Annotated in this window: 11 protein-coding genes; 1 reads left to right on the forward strand and 10 read right to left on the reverse strand. The window is 70.7% G+C overall.

Annotation, left to right across the window (positions count from 1 at the left end; translation table 11 throughout):
• Position 1 precedes the first annotated feature (1 nt).
• Together G361_RS0130455 and G361_RS0130460 are read right to left on the reverse strand one after the other, a co-directional pair.
• A complete protein-coding gene (locus G361_RS0130455; RefSeq protein ID WP_231387129.1) occupies positions 2 to 2401 on the reverse strand; it encodes a serine/threonine-protein kinase in 2400 nt (799 codons plus the stop codon).
• Between the two features lie 192 nt (positions 2402 to 2593).
• Positions 2594 to 4105 (reverse strand): amino acid permease, encoded by a 1512-nt coding sequence (locus G361_RS0130460; protein ID WP_019930929.1) that lies wholly within the window; start codon positions 4103 to 4105, stop codon positions 2594 to 2596.
• Positions 4106 to 4335: 230 nt separating this feature from the next.
• On the opposite strand from G361_RS0130460, the gene G361_RS0130465 reads away from it, so the two are divergent.
• The gene (locus tag G361_RS0130465; RefSeq protein ID WP_019930930.1) at positions 4336 to 5376 is read left to right on the forward strand and encodes an SPFH domain-containing protein; all 1041 of its coding nucleotides are present in this window, start codon (positions 4336 to 4338) and stop codon (positions 5374 to 5376) included.
• A 93-nt stretch (positions 5377 to 5469) separates the two neighbouring features.
• On the opposite strand, the gene G361_RS0130470 is transcribed toward G361_RS0130465, so the two are convergent.
• The 8 genes from G361_RS0130470 to G361_RS48705 all read right to left on the reverse strand — a co-directional run bounded on the left by G361_RS0130470 (position 5470) and on the right by G361_RS48705 (position 19647).
• Positions 5470 to 10311, reverse strand: a complete 4842-nt coding sequence (locus tag G361_RS0130470) for an NAD-glutamate dehydrogenase (protein WP_052172886.1) — start codon at positions 10309 to 10311, stop codon at positions 5470 to 5472.
• Positions 10312 to 10448: 137 nt separating this feature from the next.
• Positions 10449 to 11243 carry a hypothetical protein gene (locus G361_RS0130475; RefSeq protein WP_019930932.1) on the reverse strand — a complete coding sequence of 265 codons (795 nt, stop codon included), beginning with the start codon at positions 11241 to 11243 and terminating at the stop codon, positions 10449 to 10451.
• Complete coding sequence (locus G361_RS0130480) at positions 11243 to 12355, reverse strand: hypothetical protein (protein ID WP_019930933.1); 1113 nt, start codon at positions 12353 to 12355, stop codon at positions 11243 to 11245. Before G361_RS0130480 ends, G361_RS0130475 begins: the two co-directional genes overlap by 1 nt.
• 81 nt (positions 12356 to 12436) lie before the next feature.
• Complete coding sequence (locus G361_RS0130485) at positions 12437 to 12799, reverse strand: helix-turn-helix domain-containing protein (protein ID WP_231387130.1); 363 nt, start codon at positions 12797 to 12799, stop codon at positions 12437 to 12439.
• Between the two features lie 11 nt (positions 12800 to 12810).
• Positions 12811 to 14562, reverse strand: a complete 1752-nt coding sequence (gene eccE, locus G361_RS0130490; protein ID WP_019930935.1) for a type VII secretion protein EccE — start codon at positions 14560 to 14562, stop codon at positions 12811 to 12813.
• Positions 14550 to 15914 (reverse strand): type VII secretion-associated serine protease mycosin, encoded by a 1365-nt coding sequence (mycP, locus tag G361_RS0130495; RefSeq protein WP_036495608.1) that lies wholly within the window; start codon positions 15912 to 15914, stop codon positions 14550 to 14552. Before mycP ends, eccE begins: the two co-directional genes overlap by 13 nt.
• Entirely contained in the window at positions 15914 to 17428 is a 1515-nt protein-coding gene (gene eccD / locus G361_RS0130500) for a type VII secretion integral membrane protein EccD (protein ID WP_155981858.1), read from the reverse strand. Before eccD ends, mycP begins: the two co-directional genes overlap by 1 nt.
• Complete coding sequence (locus G361_RS48705; RefSeq protein ID WP_231387132.1) at positions 17425 to 19647, reverse strand: AAA family ATPase; 2223 nt, start codon at positions 19645 to 19647, stop codon at positions 17425 to 17427. Before G361_RS48705 ends, eccD begins: the two co-directional genes overlap by 4 nt.
• Positions 19648 to 19832 lie beyond the last annotated feature (185 nt).

A 19832-nucleotide genomic window follows, 5' to 3' on the forward strand; every position in this document is an offset into this window, starting at 1 on the left:
CTCACCAACGGGTGCGCGGCCGGACCTGATTCGCCAGATCGACGAGCCGGTAGCGATGCGCCGGCTCGGGCACCGTCCGCGCCAGCGAGCGCAGGCAGGTCTCCAGGCCGCGGCGCAGTTCCGGCAGGCTGAACCGGAATCCGAGCAGGCTCGCGTCCGGCCGGGACGGCTGGCCGCCGGCCCGCACCCATTCCAGGGCGGCGCCGACCACCACGACCCGCAGCGGGACCGTCCGCAACTCGCCCGGCAGCGCGGCCAGCCGCGCCGCGGCGGTCGCGATATCGGCCTCGGTGATCTCCGAGACCGGCCGCGAGACCAGCAACAACGACCCGGTGAGATGGGCCACGGCATAGTGCCGGGACGCCGAGGGCACCCGGTCCAGCACCGCCACGGCACCCAGCAGATCGCCGTCGGCCGCGAGCCGCCGCGCCAGCCCGAAGGCCGCGCTGACCACCCCGTGGTTGATCTGCCACACCCGCCGATAGCTGTCGACGGCGATCGCGTGCCAGTCGGCGGCATCGGTCGCGCCGCGGTCGGCGCGGTCCTGCAGGGTCAGCTCGGCGCTGGCCGCCAGCGCCAGCGTCGGGGCGATCTCGCCGGGCAGCATGGTCTGCACCGCGTCGAAGTGCCGGTAGGCGCGGTCGTGATACCCGTCGAGCAGCGCCGCGAGGCCGACGAACCACTCGATGCGCCAGTCCGCGCCGTATTTGGGCCGCAGATCGGCCAGCAGCGCGCACGCCTGCATGGTCTGGCCCAGGTCCAGATGCGCGCGCACCGCGGTCAGGGTGCCCTCGAGCTCGAACGACGCCGGCTCCGCGATGGTGCCGGTGACGATGCGATCCGCAGTGCGGCGCAGCGAATCCAGCGCATGCCGCGGATCGCTGTGCAGCAGGGTGGACAGCAGGGCGGCGCTCGGATCGTCGGGCGAGATCAGCGGCACCGGCAGCGCCGCGGCCACCGCGAACGCGTCCAGTTCCGGGGCGGCCTCACTGCCGTCGAGCATCCGATCGGTCCCGTCGATCAGCGTCTCGACGCCGAAATCGCCACGCATGGTGCCGAATTCGATGGAGGCCTGAGGATGCTCGCGGCCGGTGTCGATGGCCAGCACCGCGCGCAGCACGCCCGCCAGCTGGGAGTGCATCGAATAGGCCGACGGGAACCGGCGGGCCGGATCCGGATCGGTGGCCCGCTGCAGGCAGCGATACAGCGCCGGATAGCGTTGCAGCAGCGGCTGTTCCGCGGGGGCCGGTAGTCCGGGCAGGAAGTTGCCGTTGGGGTCCCGGGGCAGATCCAGCACCAGCGCCGCGAGGGTGCGGCCCACGGTGTAGATGTCGGAGGCGATGGTCGGCCCGGTCTCGATGATCTCCGGCGCCTGATAGCCCGGCGTGCCGTAGATACTCCCGTACGATTCCACCGCCGCGACCGCACCCAGATCGATCAGCTTGACCTCGTCCTCGCCGACCATGATGTTGTCCGGCTTCAGGTCGTTGTAGGCGAGCCCGAACGAATGCAGATAATCGAGGGCCGGCAGGATTTCCATCGTATAGGCAATGGCCTCCGCCACGGGAATTCGATGTTCCCCGCGTTCGTCCAGCATCGTCTTCAGCGAGTGGCCGCCGACATATTCCATGACGATATAGCCGTCGGCCCCGTCGCGTACCGATCGGTGTTTGACGAAGTTGTGGATCTTCACGATCCCGCTGTGTGTCACTTCCGAAAGGAATTGACGTTCGGCGACCTCGACCACATGCGCTTCGAAATCCTGGGGATTCTGTAATCCCTTGAGTACCACCCAGCGATCGCTCACATTGCGATCGACCGCGAGATAGATCCAGCCGAGCCCGCCGTGGGCGAGGCAGCCCTGCACCTCGTACTGCTCGGCCACCAGATCACCGGGCCGCAGCGCGGGCCGGAAATTGAAGGAGGCCGAGCACTTCGCGCAGTCGCCGGTCACCGGCCCGGGGCCGTGGCCGTCGGTGCGGCCCACCGGCGCCTGACAGCGCCAGCAGAACCGTTTGTCCTCGGGCACTTCGGGATTCGGCAGCACCGCCGCCAACGGCGACTCCGTGTGCACCCGTGGGAGTTCCACGAGTCCGGCGCCGAGCCGCCAGGCGCCGGCCCGCGCCCGGGTGGCCCGAGCGGAATTGCCGTTCTCGTCCAGTTCCACTGCGTCGCCGAACAATTCGGCCATATCCGGCATCACCGCGGCCGCCGGATCCGCGAGCGCCGCCGGGGCATGGCGGGCGAGCAGTTCGGTGGGCCCGGCCTCCACCACGACGCGGCGCGACCAGGGGTTGGCCTGGACCGCGGCGTCGGGCTGGTATCGGGGCACCCAGGACGTCGGATCGTTCGCGGCCACCTCGGTGCCGCGCATCCGCCGATCCACCCACGGATGTGCCACCGTGTGATCGGATGATTGGTCCGGCATAGGAACCTCTCGAGCCCGGCACCGTTGAGTCGAGCCCTCATTCTGGTCTGCGTAGGTCCGCTGCGCACCCGCATGATTTCCCCACCGTGGGAACAGGTCCGCCCCGCGGCTACGCGGGGCGGATCGGAATTCGGTTACCGCCGGCGTGAGCCGGCGGCGTACCCCTTACTCTTTGCCCTCCTCGGCGAGCGGACGCTCGGCCAGCACCGGGAACTGCCCGGTGTAGCCGACCCGCTCGGCGGCCACGGCCTGCACCCGCTTGCGGGCGAAGAACCAGCCGATCACGAAGGCCGGGACCACCACCACGACCATGGCGATCACCGCACCGCGCTGCACGTCGTCGTCGCTGGTGGCCATCAGCACCACCACGGCGGCCAGGAACAGCAGGGTGGCGATGCTGGTGTACGGCGCGCCGATCAGGCGGAACGAGGGACGCTCGACCCGTCCGGCGCGCGACCAGCGCCACAGCTGCAACTGGCAGACGATGATCGCGGTCCAGGCGGCGATGGTGCCCAGCGCCGACATGTTCAGGACGATCTCGAACGCCTTGTCCGGCACCATCGCGTTGAGGCCGACACCGAGCAGGGCAATGGTGCCGGTGGCGAGGATGCCGACGTACGGCACACCCGTGCTGGACATCCGCGAGGCGATCTTCGGCGCGCTGCCGTTCATCGACATCGAGCGCAGGATCCGGCCCGTGGAGTACAGGCCCGCGTTCAGGCTGGAGAACGCCGCGGTCAGCACCACCAGGTTCATGATCGAGCCGGCCCCGTGCAGTCCGAGCTTCGAGAAGAAGGTGACGAACGGGCTCTCGCCGGACTTGAACACGGTGTACGGCAGCAGCAGGGCCAGCAGCACCAGCGAGCCGACGTAGAACAGCGCGATCCGGGCGATGACGGAGTTGATCGCCCGCGGCATGATCTTCTCCGGGTTCTCCGTCTCACCGGCCGCCGTGCCGACCAATTCCACTGCGGCGTAGGCGAATACGACACCGGTCGTGACGGTCACCAGCGGCAGCAGCCCGGTCGGGAACAGCCCGCCGTGATGCGATATCACCGAGGGTCCGGTGACCTGGCCTTCCAGCTTGAACCGGCCCGCGAGGAACACCACGCCGATGACGAGGAAGGCCACCAGCGCGACGACCTTGATCAGCGCCGCCCAGAACTCCAGCTCGCCGAACCACTTCACCGAGATCAGGTTGATGCTGACCACGATGGCCAGCGCGATCAACGCGATCACCCACTGCGGTATCACATGCGTCGCACCCCAGAAGTGCACGTAGGTGGCGATCGCGGTGATGTCGACGATGCCGGTCATGCACCAGTGGAAGAAGTACATCCACCCGACCGCGAAAGCCAGTTTCTCCCCGAAGAATTCGCGTGCGTAGGACACGAACGAGCCGGAGGACGGCCGGTGCAGCACCAACTCGCCGAGGGCCCGGAGTATGAAGAACACGAAGATGCCGCACACCGCGTACACGATGAACAGGCCAGGTCCCGCACTGTGCAGCCGAGCGGCCGAGCCCAGGAACAGGCCGGTGCCGATCGCGCCGCCGATGGCGATCATTTGCAACTGCCGCGGACGCAGCGCCTTGTGGTAGCCCGCGTCCTCGGCGGCGAACGCGTCGGCCGGAGCCGCCGCCGCTGCGGTCGTGTCGGGGGGTCGAACTGTGGTCATGACGTGAACCTTTCACGTGACGGCGATCATATCTGTCATGAATGTACCGTCAAACAACGGCACATTCAATACCGGGCCACAAACGAAACACGCTGGAAACGTGCAGGTGGAGTATCCCCGTGACCGGGAACTCAGTCATTGATGGTGCCGATGAATAGCGGTACGCTCGCCCGGTTACGGGTCGGCCGCGCCGGGTGCGACGGTGGGGCCGCACGACGAGGGAGGCGCGCATGGCCTGGTTCGAGCGGGAGTTCATCGCCGTTCCCGACGAGCGCAAACATCAGTTGATCTACAAGTGGCCGGATCAGAATCTGCGCCGCTACAGCCGCGCTCAGGTCGACGCGGACCAGCTGGCGCTGTTCGTGAAGTCCGGCCGGGTGATGGCCAGTATGGGACCGGGCCGGCATCGCATCGATGCCGAGGAGCTCCCGGTCCTCGGCGCCCTGGTCGACGGCCTCACCGGCGGCAACTTCTATCGCGCCGAACTGTATTTCGTCTCCACCCGCGAGTTCCCGGGCGTCAAGTTCGGCGGGCGGCTGGCCGACATCACCGATCCGGCCAGCGAGCAGGTGGTGACGTTGCGGGTGTTCGGCGAATTCGCCCTCGCCGTGCGCGATCCCGAGCAACTGATCGCGACGCTGACCGGCACCACCGATCTGGCCGACCCCGGCGCCCTCCAGTCCTGGGCCGCCGAGATGCTGATGAAGTCGATGAAAGTGGCCGTCACCCAAGGCATCTCGAAGGGTGACTGGCAGGTGCTGGGCCTGGCCGGATTCCTGGCGCCGATCGAGGCGGCGGTGTTGCAGCAGACCAACATCACGCTCTACGAGTACGGGCTGCGCATCCCGCGGATGGGCAACTTCGACATCACCCTGGCCCCCGAGGATTCCGACCGGCTCAAGCGGCTGGCCAAGGATGTCACCTACATTCGGCTCGCCGGTGGGTTCCAGCCCTATGCCGCGGGCGAATTGGCGCTCGGCGCGGGACAGGGGCTGGCGCACGGCGGCGGGGCCGCGGCACCCGGATTCCTCGGCGCCGCACTGGGTTTGAACGCGATCCAGCCGCAGGTGCAGAGCACGGCGCCCGCACCGGCCGGCGGGGCGGTGTGCGGCGGTTGCCGCACCACCAATCCGCCGGGCGCCAAATTCTGTATGCACTGCGGTAATTCGCTGCTCGCCGCGCTGCCCCGGCACTGCACCGACTGCGGCGCGGAACTCTCGGCCGGCGCCCGATTCTGCGGCAACTGCGGCACTCCCGCGACGCCGCGCTGAAACCACCACCGCACCCGGCCTTCCCCTCGGCCGGGTGCGGTGGACCTCGGCCCGGGTGACCGATCGCGGTCACCCGGGCCGAATGCCGTCCGGTCAGATCACCGTGGCCTCGGCGCCGCCGGCCATGCCGCGCACCTGCCGGGCCGCCACCGACAGGGTCGCCAGATCGTAGTGCTCGAGCGCGAAGATCTGGGCCAGCGCGGCCCGGGAGCGCGCCAGCCGCGAGCGGCTGATCGACTCCCAGTAGGCGATCTTCTCGGCCGCCGATTCCCCGGAATCGGTGGCGGACAACACGTCCAGGGTCAGCGAGCGCAGCGATCCGTACAGATCGTCGCGGACCGCGAGCCGGGCCAGGGTGTGCCACCGGTCGCCGTGTTCCACCTCGTCGGCGGCGTCGACCAGCCGCTGGATCTCGAAGTGCCCGTCGAGCGCGAAGTACAGATCCGCCACCTCGGCGGCGTCGCGATCGGCGATCTCGGCGAGGTCCAGCACGTCCAGGAGGACGGATCGGTGCAGCAGTCCGGCGACCGCACCGGCCAGCGCCTCGGGTGCGCCGCGGCGGATCCAGTCGGCGCAACGGCGTTGCGCGTCACCGCGTTCGGCGGGTACCCGGCCGGCCAGTGCCCGCACGCCGGCGCGGTAGCGGGCGATATCGGCGCCGACCGCGATCGGCTGCGGCCGGTTGGCGAGCAGCCAGCGCGACGTGCGGTCGAGCGTGCGGATCGTCTCGGCCTCCAGCGCGTAGCGCGCCGCGGCGGGCATCGGTGTGGTCCGGATGCGCGACCACAGCTCGCGCAGATCGTGGATCTCGGCCGTGGCGGTGAAGGCCCGCACCACATCCGCGGTGTCGGCGCCGGTGTCCTCGGCCAGCCGGAAGGCGAAGGTGATACCGCCGTGGTCGACCAGATCGTTGATCACCGAGGTCGCCGCGATCTGGCGGCGCAGCGGGTGCCGGTCGATCCCGGCGGCGAACCGATCCCGCAGCGGCACCGGGAAATATCCGGTCGGCACCCCGGCGAAGGCGGTGCCGTCGAGCAGATCCCCGGTGAGCAGGTCGGCCTTCAGCGCCAGCTTCACATGCGCCAGGATCGTGCTCAATTCCGGTGAGGTGAGCCCGGTTCCGGCCGCGATGCGGCGCTCCAGCTCGGCGTCGGCGGGCAGGGCCTCCAGCCGCCGGTCCAGGCCGTGGCGCTGTTCCAGTTCGTTGAGCACCCGGCGGTACACCGGGGCCTGTTCCACCGCGCCGGCCCGGGACAGGCCGAGCCGGTGGTTCTGGGAGATGTTGTCGCGCAACACGAGTCCGGCGACCTCGTCGGTCATCGAGGCCAGCAGGCCGGTCCGTTCGATCGCGGGCAGCTCGTCGGCGGCCACCGCGCCGTCGAGCAGGATCTTGATGTTGACCTCGTGGTCGGAGCAGTCGACACCGGCGGAGTTGTCGATGGCGTCGGTGTTGCACTTGCCGCCGTGCGCGCAGAACTCGATGCGGCCCAGGGGCGTCACCCCCAGGTTGCCGCCCTCGCCGATGACCCGGACCCGCAGTTGATCGGCGTTCACCCGGACCGCGTCGTTGGACTTGTCGCCGACGTCGGCGTTGGTCTCGGCGTTCGCCTTGATGTAGGTGCCGATGCCGCCGTTCCAGAACAGGTCCGCCGGGGCCAGGAGAATGGCCCGGATCAGTTCCGGCGGTGCGAGTTCGGTGATGTGGCCGGGCAGATCGAGGACGGCCCGCAGTTCGCGGCTCACCGGGATCGACTTGGCGGTGCGCGGCCAGACGCCGCCGCCCGCGCTGATCAGGGACGTGTCGTAGTCCGCCCACGAGGACCGCGGCAACTCGAACATCCGCTGCCGCTCCCGGAACGAACTCTCCGCCACCGGATCCGGATCCACGAAGATATGCCGGTGGTCGAACGCGGCCACCAGGCGGATGTGCTCGGACAACAGCATGCCGTTGCCGAACACGTCGCCGGACATGTCCCCCACACCCACCACCGTGAAGTCCGCGGACTGGGTGTCGACACCCAACTCGGCGAAATGCCGCTTCACGCTCTCCCACGCACCACGCGCGGTGATCCCCATCGCCTTGTGGTCGTAGCCGATCGAGCCGCCCGACGCGAAGGCATCGCCGAGCCAGAAACCGTACTGTCCCGCAACATCATTGGCGATATCCGAGAACGTCGCGGTGCCCTTGTCGGCCGCGACCACCAGATAGGTGTCGTCGGCGTCGCGGCGCACCACGCGCGGCGGCGGCACTGTCTGCCCCGTCGTGCGATCGATGTTGTCGGTGAGGTCGAGCAGTCCGGAGATGAAGGTGCGGTAGCAGGCGATGCCCTCCGCCTGTAGTGCCTGCCGATCGGCGACCGGATCACCGGTCGGCGCAGGGGGCTGCTTCACCACGAAACCACCCTTCGCACCCACCGGCACGATCACCGCATTCTTCACCGCCTGCGCCTTCACCAAACCCAGAATCTCCGTCCGGAAATCCTCCAACCGATCCGACCACCGCAACCCACCACGCGCCACCGCACCGAACCGCAGATGCACACCCTCCACCCGCGGCGAATACACGAAAATCTCGAACTGCGGACGCGGACGCGGCAATTCGGCGATCTGCCGCGGATCGAACTTGAAGGACAGGTATTCCGGCGGATTCCCGGCGGCGTCGCGCCGGAAGTAGTTGGTGCGCAGGGTCGCGGCGATCAGGCCGTGCACCGCGCGCAGGATCCGGTCGGCGTCCAGGCCGACCACCGCGTCGATCTCGGCGGCCACCTGTTCCGACAGCGCTTGCGCCGACTCGGCGGCCCGCTGCGGGTCCGCGTCCGGATCGAACTGCGCGGCGAACAGGTCGGCGAACGAGCGGGCCACCGCCGCGTGGGCGAGCAGCACCCGGGTGACGGTCGCACCGGCGTAGGTGAATCCGGCCTGCCGCAGATATTTCACGTAGGCCCGCAGGATCGCGATCCGATCCCAGGACAGCCCGGCGCACAGCACCAGTTCGTTGAGCCCGTCGATCTCGGTGCGGCCGAACCACATCGCCTGGAACGCGGCCGAAAATAGCTGTCGCACATCGCTTTCGGCCGCCTCGTCGGCAGCCGGCGCGGCGGGCAGCCGCAGGCCGAAATCGTAGATCCAGCGCGGGATGCCGTCGGGCTGGCCGATCCGGTACGGCCGCTCGTCCACCACTTCCACACCGAGGCTGTGCAGGACCGGCAGCACCCGGCTCAGCGAGACCTCGGCGCCGGCCACGTACAGCGTGAACCGCCGGCGGTCGGCCGGATCACCGGGCAGGCGGTGCAGATCGGTATCGATCTCGCCCACGGCCAGCCGGTGCAGCCGCACGGCGTCGGCCAGCCCCCGGTCCGGCTCGTGCTCCTGCTGATAGCCGAGCGGGAAACCGTCGGCGTACTGCCGCATCATCGACGCGGACAGCGCCCCGGACGCGGTGCGGCGGGCGCGGTCGACGAAGCGGTCCACCCAGGTGGTGACGGCGCCGAACAGCTCGCCCTGCAACCGATCCCGGCGGGCCTCGGAGACGTCGGCCGGACCGGCGCCGGGCAGCCGGTGCACCGTGAACAGCAGTGCGGCCAGGTCGGAATCGGTGACCCGGGCCGAGTAGGTGACCTGCTCGCCGTCGAATTCGGCGAGCAGGATGTCCTGCATGCGCCGCCGGGTCTCGGTCGAGTACCGGTCCCGCGGCAGATACACCAGGCAGTACACCGCACCGGTGCGCGCGTCCCGGCGCAGGAACAGCCGGATCCCGCGTGAGCGACCGAGATTCATCACCGCCGTGACGGTGTCGGACAACCGGCGCGCATCCGCGGCGAACAGCTCGCTGCGCGGAAAGGTCTGCAGCAGTTCGAGTATCGCCTGCCCGGAGAACGAATCGAGGTCGACTCCGGCCGCCTCGATGACCTGCCGCACCCGGCGCGAGATGACCGGGATGTCGAGGATGTCCTCGTGCTGTCCGGTCACGGTCAGCGCGCCGATGAACACGTGCCGGCCGCGCACCCGGCCGTGGTCGTCGGAATCCGTTGTCGTGGCATTGGTTTCGAGATCGGCGACCCCGATCGCGTACAGCTCGGACGAGACGGGCAGCGCCGACTCCCCCGCCGCGGTCATCCGCAGCACCGGGCGTTGCTCACCCAGCGCCGGGATCGCGACGCCGGCCGCCGGATCGCGCAGCACCCCGAGACCGGTACCGGGCACCTGCCAGGCGCCGGTGTCGTCGGTCGCGTCCGCCGGACGGCAGTAGTAGCCGTAGCCGAGCACGGTGAAATGCCCGCCGGCCAGCCAGCGCAGCAGCCGCGCGGATTCGGGCAGTTCGGCGCCCGCCGCGGTACCGGCGGTATCGAGCCGATCGGCCACCGAGCCGAACGCCGCGAGCATCGCGGAGGTGTCGTCGGCGACACCCCGGACCGACTCCAGGACGCCGGCCAGCTCGCGTTCCAGGTCGGCGGCCACCGTACCGGCCGGCCAGCCGCCCAGCTGGACGTGCATCCAGGACTCCCGGACGGTGCGCGTGCCGGTGGACCGGCTCGCCGCCGCGGGCCGCCGCTCGTCGCCGAGCACCACCGCCCGCAGCCGGCCCCGCGCCGCGCGCGCCACGTCGAAGACGGGGTGCACCACGTCGGCGACGGCCAGGCCGCGCCGGCGCAGGGTGGCCGTCACCGCGTCGACCAGCAGCGGCATATCGTCGTTGATGATCTGGACCGCGGCGTCGAGGCCACTGCCGTCGCCGGGCGCGTACACCCGGACCGCGGCCGTGCCCGGCTCCCGCAGTTGCGCCAGATCCCGGTGCGCCGCGAAGATCTCGGCCGCGCGGCCGGTGATCGCGGGCGCCGCCCCGGGCCGGATACCGCGGAAGTAGGCCGCCTCCAGATCGGTGGGATCGTCGCGGAACACGGTCCCTGTCGTCGAGTGCCCAGTGCCTGCAACCATCGATCCACACCTTCCCGAGTGCCGGAACCTTCGCGTTCCAATGCTACAACGACTAACGTACCGTTGTTTAGCGGCGCATTAAAAGTGGGCAGCATCACTGGCGGGAATACGGGATCATCGCGCCGCGGTGGGCAGGATCACTGCACCAGACCGGTGCGGTTCAGGAAGGTCTGCGCCGCGGCACGGCCGCTGAACGTCGTGGTCTCGATGCGGATCCCGGTGCGGGCGTCGGCATATCGGACGGTGGCCGAGGGGCCGATGCCGACGAAGACGGTGCCGTCGGCGAGCACCACGCCCCCACCGGCGCGCCAGGCGGCGACGGTCGCGGACAACTGGTCCGGACGCTGCACCTGCAGGCTGAAACTCAGCTCCTGGCCGCCGGTCAGCGCGCCGGCCAGCAGCGCACTGGTCGCCGGGATCGTGCACCGGTCCCCGGCGCCACCACCGGGCAGCGCCGCGCACGAGGCCGCCGTGTGCAGTGCGGCGGGTAACGCCTCCGCCGCCGAAACCTGGCCTACCACCGGCATATCCAGCGACGAGCAGCCCCGGATCAGCAGCAGGGCCGCCACCAGCAGCACGGCCAGGACGACCGCGACCGCGGGCCAGCCCAGGTTCTCCAGCCGGCGCTCGATCAGCGCCTCGAGCCGGTTGCCGGGCGCCGGATCCGCCTTGTCGGCCGACTTCTCCTGCGGTGCCAGTGAATGCGCCAGCATGCCGGCCTCGCGGGCCAACCGGCTCGCCCCGGCGGCCCCGGCCTCGCGCGGTATGCGGCGGACGTCCTCGGCCTCGCGGGCGACGGCCGCCGCGTCCCGGATCCCGGTGGCGGCCTCGCGGACGAGGGTCGCGGCCAGCGGCGCACCGCAATGCGCGCACCGCGATTCGGCACTCCCGTTGCGATGTGCGCAGTACTGGCAGATCAATTCGCCGATCATCAGTGTCCCGTGATCACGATCGAGGAGATGGCGACGGTGTTGGCGGTGGGGTCACCCTTCGACTCCAGCACGGTCAGCACCACCTTGGAGGCGGTCAGCGGCGAGCTCATCTTGGTGACCACCAGACCGCGCTGATCCAGCGTCTGCTGGGTGTACACGGTGTTGGACGCGTCGTTGAACTTGTACGAAACCCGGCTCGCCGTACGATATTTCGTCCACTGGTCGACACCGTCGGTGCCGACGCTGTCCCAGCCCGGCACGATCCCGATCGAGTCGATCTGGTAGGTGCGGCCCAGGTCGATGGTCAGCACCTGCCCGTCGACCTTGAAGGCCCGCACACACGACCAGGCCTTGCCCTGACCCGCGAACGCGTCCATCCCGGGAGTGCTGCCCGGTGGGCAGTGCGCCGTGGCGGACTTCGCCGTGAGCGCCGAGGAGGCCACGGAGGTCGGCGCGGGCGCCGCCGACGACGGAGCCTGTGCCGCACCGGAAGTGGCGATGTAGACCGGACCGGAGGGTTGCGAGCCGCCGCCGGAGGTGGTGACGAGCGCGATGATGAAGGCCACCGCCACCACCGCCACGAGAATCAGGGCGACCTTCGGCCGGCGGAGTCGGGCGATGAGCACCTGTCCGGTCCCGGGGGCCGCCGTGGACCGATTCGCCGCCGCCGGATCGGGTTTCGGCGGATCCGCCGGCTCCGCCTCCGCCGGGGACGTCGCACCGTAACGCTGCGAGAACTCGGTCCCGAGGTTCATCGCCGAACTGCCGTTGTCCGGCGTGGTTCCGTTGAGCAACGCCAGGATTCGCTCGCTCGCCTTCGGGCCGTCCGGCGCGCGCGGCGACAACAGCGCGTTCGCCGCGTCCGGATCGATCACCGGCTCGCCGGACACCGGTGCGGCGAACAGCGGACCGGAGGTCTCGCCGGAACCTCCCGGCGGGACCGCCGCGGGCCTCGAACCGGGAGCGACCACCGCACCGGAGGCCGGACGGGAACCCGGGCCGGAGACCGGGTCGGGCACCCCCGTGGGCCCCAGGGCGGGATCGGACAACAGCGCGTCCAGGACCACGTCCCGGTGGCGGAGAAAAACGTCTCCCGACGCGTCGGCGGGCATACTCCGGATCGTATCCGGCGCGGGCCGCAAAACGGTGAATTACATTCCCAGCAGCGGGAAGTCGATCAGCCCGGAAACGCGTCAGCGCTTTTTCTCGGCAGTCACAAAATACTCCGGCGGCACGTCGAACACCCGAGCCAGTGCGATGATCAAATCGAGCCGCGGTATCGCTTCCCCGTGAATGAGCCGATACAGACCCGATTGCGAGACAGGCACATCCGGGTACGCCAGCTCCAGATGCTGTGCCAGCGAATACAACGTCAGCGATCGAGTCGAGCCGTCCTCGGTGGACACCACCGATTCGGCGATCAATTCCGAGAGGCGACTGGAGAATACGGCGGCAGCGGCCTGCCGAGGGCTGAGTGCGTCCGCGCCGCCGCGATTCTCGAGGACACCGGGCGAATCATCCAGTGCGCCTTCCGGCTGCGAGAATTCCGATTCCACATTGATCAACATTACTGTCCCATCACCCGTGCCGGCGGGCGGTCTGCGAGCGGTACGGTCGGCGCACTTCCCAGTGCGGGCGGAAAGCCCTCGGCAGTGGGCTGTCCCGCACCCGGCCCGGCGCCCGAGTCGAAATAGCGTGTCTCGCCGTGTGGTTCGATCAGATCCACCCGCACGGTGCGCATCGGGATGCGCACATCCACGGCAGCCCGGTCGACCTGGGTGATCAGCAGATCGGCCGCCCGCCGCGGCGGGGTGTCGGGATCGCTGATGGTCACCGTGGTCTGTGCCCCCGACGTGCGCGGGGTCATCTGATCGAAGACGGTGATCGTCGGCGGTTCGAAGCCGTCCGAGTTCCCGCCCTGTGCGGGATCGGGGGCCAGGCGCAGGGCATTGGGATCCCCCACCGCGGACACCAGCTGCCACCATCGTTGCGGCCGCGCGGAGTGCACCTCCACCTCCGCGCCCACGATCATCGCCCGCAACACGATCTGTTGTGCCACGGCCAGCTCCGCGTGCACGTCGATCGAGCGGCGGCGCGGGTTGAACCGGGACGGGTCGTACAGCGGCAGCGCCAGCGTATGCCGCGGATGGCCGCTGATCGCGCCGAGGATCTGCCCGTTCGGGCCGATCGGGATCAGCAGTTCCGGCAGGACGTCGTCCGGGATGATGTCGGCCCCGGACTCGTCGCGCGGCAGGTCCCGCACCGAGACGGTGGTCGGCAACGTGGCCCGCAACGCCTGCGACTGCTGCCCGCGCAGTGGCCGCAGATAGTCCGGCAGCTCGTCCAGCGGCGGGCCGACATAGCGCACCAGCACCCGCGGCGCCGCCTCCGCCGGGCCGCCGGCCGGCAGGCTGATGACCACGGTGGTCCAGCCCCGGTTCCAGGTCCAGCAGTCCTCCAGCCCCAGGCCGCCGAGCCGGTGCCAGTCGACGACACCGGTCGTCACGACCCGGTTGGGGACCGGCGGCTCCAGCCGGTTCCAGCGCTCGCGCAGATCCGAGGGTTCGATCCCGGCGTGCAGCAGCCGCGTCGCGTCGCGCAGTTCGTCGGCGGGCAGTTGCTGCGCGGCGATACCGTGCTCGCGCAATCGCGACGCGATCCGGACGGCCGCGGTGGCCAGCGCCTTGGGCGCCACGGTCGCCACCGGCCCGCGCCGGGACAGGACGGCCAGATTCCGCTCCTGATCCAGGCGCACCACCAGCCAGGTCAGCCGGTGCCCGATCACCGGCTGCGCACCGATCAGCTGGTCGTACAGCATGCTGTAGCTGCCGGTCGGCCGGACGCGCCGGCCGGTGGTGACGATGTCGATGTCGAGCTCGATGCCGTACTGCTCGCGCAGCGGCAGCAACAGATCCACCGGCACCGTGTCCTCGGTGTAGATGGTCTCCTCGGCGATCACCGTGGGCAGATCCAGATCCGGCGCCAGCTGGATCATCGCGATGAGCACATCGCCGTCGGCACCGATACCGCAGGTACCGGCGGCGACCTCGACATCCACCAGTCGCGGTGGCGCGGCGCGAGCGACCGCGCGGGCCTGGAGGCCGAATCGGAATGCGGCCCGGTCGAGCAGCCAGCGCAGGGTCGTGCGCCCGGCGATCGGAACCGTCACCAGGAGCACGGCCACACCCACCACGGCCGGCCCGATGTACCACAACGGCCGGCCCCACATCGCCGTGATCAGCAGGCTGCCGGCCAGCACCACCACCGTGAACGGCAATCGCTCGCCGGCACGCGGACTCGCGGAACTCAACGCGCCCACCTCCGCTGCCACCGGCCCACACCCAGGCCCAAGACCAGCGCCGCGAACGCCACCGCGGCGGACACCGCGAGCGGCCGCCGGTCCGGTGGTCGTGGTGGCGTCGGAAGTGACAGCAGCTCACCGCGATTCAGGCCCGCGGGCGGCTGCGGCGGAGTGCGATAGCTCAACGCCGCCACCGGATCGATGACGCCCGTGCCGACGGTGTTGTCGACGCCCCGAGCCGGCGCGTGCGCGCTGGCCTCCAGCCGCGCGACGATCTCGGTCGGGCTCTCGCTGGGGTAGCGCGAGCGCAGCAGCGCCGCCACGCCGGCGACATAGGCGGCGGCGAACGACGCGCCGCCGACCGGGACCAGTTTGTCCCCGCCGCCGACCGCGTTGATCAGGCCACCGCCGCCGGGGCCGAGCGATTCGATGCCGGTGCCGGGCGCGGCGACCGCAACCCACGGCCCGGTCAGCGTGTCCGGCACCGCGGAGCCGGTTGCCGTGGTGAATCCGACGGTGAGCACATCGGAATAGAACCAGCCCGGCGCCGAGAGGGTCTGCACGCCCGTCCAGTTCCGCCGGTCGGTGGGACGACTCGGATCGATGTCCGGATTCTGTTCGCAGCCACTGCTTCCCGTGTTGCCGGCGCCGGCGACGATCAGCGCCCCGCGCAATCGGCTCGCGTAACCGACGGCGGCGGACAGCACCGACTGGTCCACCGGCTGTGCGGCGCCCACACAGACCGGTAGCGACACCGTGATCACCTGGGCGCCGAGGTTCGCCGCGTGGGTGACTGCCCTGGCCAGGGTCCGGATGTCCATCGAAAGCTGCTGGGCCGGATCCGAACCCGGCGACTGTTCGAGGCTGAAGGCGCCGGACCGGTAGCGGATGGAGATGAGCTGAGCGTCCGGAGCCACTCCGCTGAACCCGTCGGCGGGATCCGTTCCGGCGCCGATGATCCCGGCCACCAGCGTGCCGTGCGCATCGCAGTCCGACAGCCCGTCGCCGCCGGCCGCGACATAGTCGCCACCGCCGACCAGATTGGGCAGCCGGGGATTCGGGCCGACCCCGGTGTCGATCACCGCGACGGTGACGCCCGCCCCACGGGAAAGGGCGCGGGCCTGTGCGAGATTCAACATCCGTTCCGGCGGCGGGGCCTGTTGCAGATCGCTGTCCGGCAGCACGCCGGTGACCAGGCAACCCTTGTCCTGCTTCGTCGGCTGTTCGGGACCGGGCGCACCGTCCGGCGGGATGACACCCACCACCACCTGCGGCGGATTCACCGCGAGCGCGGGTGCGGACGCGACCGTGACCAGCGCGCACGCGGCCGCCGTGCACACGGCCACACGCAGGCCGTGACCTGTTCTCATCAGATGGCTCGCATGGCGGTGTAGACGCCCATGATCCAGAACGCCAGCGCCGGAACCACCAGGATCAGCGTGTATTCCACGAGGTCGACGGCGCGACGGGTCACCGGGGACAGTCTGCGGCCCGGAAGACCCACCGCGGCAAGGCATCCCAGGGCAGCGAGTCCGGCCACCACGAACGCCACCGCCAACCGGGCCGCGGGGGTGTGATAGGCGCCGACCAGGACGAATCCGGTGCCGATCGTGGCGATCGCGGCGCCGACGATCAACGCCACGGCCTGCACCCGATCCGGATGCCAGCGGGCCCGCAGGGTGAGTGCCCCGGCCACCGCGCCGGCCAGCACGATCTCCCGGATACCGCCCGGGCTCGCCGCGGCGGCCATCACCGTGCCCGCCGAGACCGCCGTCGCCATCCCGATGATCAAGCCGCGCAACGTGGTCACCGCGGTTCGCGCCCGGCTCTCGATGGTCTCGGCCGGCAGGGCCTGGTCGTCCTCGGCCGGATCGACGCCGGTCTGCGCGTCGAAGATGTCGGTCAGCGTCGCGGGCGCCACCTCCGCGCCGGGATCGGGCAGGTCCGGTGGCCGAATTCGGGCCGCTACCACCGCGAGTCGCGGCGCCGCGGTCAGCAGCACCAGCGCCACGAAGACCACCCCGGCGGCCACCTGCCGGACGGAGACGTCGAGATAGGCCGCGGGCGAGACGGCGACAGCGAGGATCACGCCCAGGGTCGCCACGGCCACCAGCACCGTGGTGCCTATCCGCACCAGTCGCAACATCGTCAGCGCGGCCACCGCCGCGACCACCAGTCCGGCGGCCAGATTCGCGGGTGCCAGCGGACCGGGCCGGCCGTAGGCGGGCGGCACCAGCGTCGCGGCGCCCGCAAACAGCAACGGCAATGCCGACAACGCCAGTCCCAGACCCAGCCGGGCCGAATTCTCCCGCCGCTGCACCGGAACCGCCGTGATCCAGCACACCAGACCCAGCAGCAGCGTCGGGAGACCGCACCACACCCAGGATCCGGTCCGGGTCCACGACCAGCACATCATCGCGGCCACGGTCAGCGAGGCGGCCCCGAGCACCGAGATTCCGGCGGTCTGCACCGTCTCGGCGTCGAATTCGGCGAATTCGCGTTCGTTGATCAGCGCCAGCGCGTCGGTGATGTCCTCGACCACCGGGGTGAAGATCTCGGCCGACTCCACCACCGACAGCGTCAGCACGGCGCCGTCGGCGATCTGGTGATCCTCCAGGCTGCGCCAGCGCGGAATCGCGGCCTCGCCCGGACGAGCCAGGCTCCACTGCCCCACCGGCGGTGTGAAATCGACGTTCTCGTCGTCGATCGCACCGGCCAGCACAACGATCAGATCATCGATGAAGGTCTCGATGGCGAATTTCGTCGGTACCACCACGTCGATCTGGTACGTGGCGACCATGATCGCGATGCGGGCCCTGGCCACCTCCGCCGACGGTGCGGGCGCCGTCGCGGCTGCGGCGGTGGGCGCGAAGGCGGTGCTCATCGCCATCCTCCTCGGTCGGCGCCGTTGCGATACGAGTTCGGGAAGCCATCGGACAACCCGGCCGCGAGTTCTTCGAACGCCAGCAATGTGTCTTTGTCGAGCAGCCGGAGGTCGATCTCGCCCCCCTCGGCCAGGTGGGGATCGTAGGGAATCAACGCCGTCGGGCGCTGCGCGGTCTGGAACAGCTTCTCGATCGCCTCGATCTCGACGATGGGCTTGGTCGGCTGCTGATGCACGATCGCCACCACGGATTTGGCGATCAACTGGCTCAGCCCGTGCGTGTTCAACCAGTTCAACGTCGCCACAGCGCCTTTCACCCCACCGACGGTGGCGGGTGTCACCACCACCACCGCATCGCTGGTGCGCAGCACCGAGGTGGTCACGGAGTCCAGCACACCGGTGCCGCAGTCCACCATCAACAAGTTGTAGTGCCGCCGCAGCACATCCATCGCGGCCATGTACTCGCCGCCGGACAGAGCCTCCACGGCCTCGGAGTTCCACGGCGAGGCGACGACGGCCAGATCCGCGGAATTGATCGACATGAACGACTGCACGGTCGCGAACGCGTCCAGATTCGACGCCTGGGCCAGATCACGCAGCGACAGGCCGTACGGGTGCGGGGTGGTACGCGACGGGAGGTCGCCGAAGTCGGGATTGGCGTCGATGGCCACGACCCGGTCCGGCCGCAACGCGGCGAAGGTGGAACCGAGGGCCGCGGCGAGAGTGGTGCGGCCGACGCCACCCTTCACGCTGATCACCGCGATCTGATAGGTGGTGAGCAACTGCTTCCGGATCCGGGCGCGGCGATCCTCCACGCGCTGCTCGGCCGGCGACAGCCCGAGATTGAAGCCGACCTTGTTGAGCGCGCCGCGCACACCGGTGGCGGACTTCAGCTTGGCGCGGTTGGCGGCCGAGATGTCGGCCAGCAGATCCGCGGACGTCAGCGCGGCCGGCAGCACCTCGATGAAGGGGGCGTTCTCCGCGGCCTGCTGATAGCGCTCGACGCCGCGAACCGCCGGGTCGGCCTGGGTGGTCGCGGCCTGCTGCCAGGGCGCCGGGCGCGCGGCCTCGGCGTGCCGGAACTCCACTGTCTGCGAAACAGTTTGCGCGGCAGCCGCTTCGGCGGCCGCAGCCTGCTGCGCGGCGGCGTACTGGGCGGCGGCATACTGCGCGGCGGCGTACTGCCCCGGGGCGGCGTACTGCCCGGAGTACCCGCCGGACGCGGCCCCCGCCCAGGGGCCGGCCGTGGGTGTGGCGGGATAGCCGGTGGGGTAGCCCTGTGGCGCTGCCTGAGCGGAATCGGATTGTGGCGCGGCATATTCCGCACCGCGCTGCGCGTATTCCGCTGCGGCGCCGACGCCCTCGATGCCGTGGTTGCCGGGACCGGGCCGGTGCGCGGCGGTCGACTGCGCGCCCGGGGCGAATCGCGCGATCCGACCCGTGGCCGCGTCGGCGGCGGGCGGCGAGGCCGACGGGTTCGGCCCCGCCCCGGAATGCGCCGCGTCCGGCGAATTCGGCTGCGGCGCGGGCCCCGGCGACGCACCCGTCCCGGCCTGCCGATCCGTTCCGGCGGGCCGGCCCACCTGCCCGGTCCCGCTGGGCGCGGCGGCCGGATCCGGCCGGCCGGATTGCCCGGCGGCGCCGCCCGCGGTCGCGGCGGCGTGACCGGTTCGATTCGGGGCACCGGCGGGGCGCGCGGAATCGGCGGACGGTTCGGCCGCACCGGATTGCGCGGCGCGGGCGGCGGCTTGGGCGGCGGCGGCTCGCGCGGCCGCCGCGCGCAGCGCCGCGGCGCGGAGTTCGTCGGGGGTCGTGGCCGCGGCGTCGGGGCGTTCCGATTGGGACGCACCCGATTGCGGCGGGGTCACGGCGGTCTGCGGACCGGTGCGCTGCACCGCGCGCGATCCGGCCGAGGAGGACGACGTGGGACGCGATTCGGCGGGAGCCGCGGCGGGGGTGCGCGATTCGATCACACCGTATGCGGCGGCATCCGGGCCCGGCGACTTCGGCCCGGTGGCCGCGGGTTCGGAATTCTGCTGGGGTGCAACGGATTCCCCGGCCTCGGTCGTGGAAGCACCCGCGGCGGCACCGGATACGACCGGTCCGTCCGCCGACGGCGCCGCGGCGGCCTGCCGGGCTCGCCGCCAGGTGGCGGTGGTGTTCGACGATCGGGCGGGTGCCGGTGGCGTGGGAGTGGCCGGCTCCGACTCTCGCTGCACCGCAACGGTCCCGGCTCCGGGCCGCGGCTCGCCGGTGGCGGCCGGTGGGAAAGACGACTGTGGCGACCCGGATTCCGGGTCGCCGATTGCGGGGGACGAAGAGCCTGGTGGCGGACTCGTCCCCGGCGGGGGTGGTTCCGCGACACTGTGATTCGCCGAACCGTCGGCGCTCTGGTCCGCCGAAC

It is taken from the genome of Nocardia sp. BMG111209, assembly GCF_000381925.1.
GTDB lineage: Bacteria > Actinomycetota > Actinomycetes > Mycobacteriales > Mycobacteriaceae > Nocardia.

Excerpts from the sequence above, each read along its gene's own strand:
- G361_RS0130460 (WP_019930929.1), bottom strand. The coding sequence starts at position 4,105 with ATGACCACAGTTCGACCCCCCGACACGACCGCAGCGGCGGCGGCTCCG.
- G361_RS0130465 (WP_019930930.1), top strand. The coding sequence starts at position 4,336 with ATGGCCTGGTTCGAGCGGGAGTTCATCGCCGTTCCCGACGAGCGCAAA.
- G361_RS0130470 (WP_052172886.1), bottom strand. The coding sequence starts at position 10,311 with ATGGTTGCAGGCACTGGGCACTCGACGACAGGGACCGTGTTCCGCGAC.
- G361_RS0130475 (WP_019930932.1), bottom strand. The coding sequence starts at position 11,243 with ATGATCGGCGAATTGATCTGCCAGTACTGCGCACATCGCAACGGGAGT.
- G361_RS0130480 (WP_019930933.1), bottom strand. The coding sequence starts at position 12,355 with ATGCCCGCCGACGCGTCGGGAGACGTTTTTCTCCGCCACCGGGACGTG.
- mycP (WP_036495608.1), bottom strand. The coding sequence starts at position 15,914 with ATGAGAACAGGTCACGGCCTGCGTGTGGCCGTGTGCACGGCGGCCGCG.
- eccD (WP_155981858.1), bottom strand. The coding sequence starts at position 17,428 with ATGAGCACCGCCTTCGCGCCCACCGCCGCAGCCGCGACGGCGCCCGCA.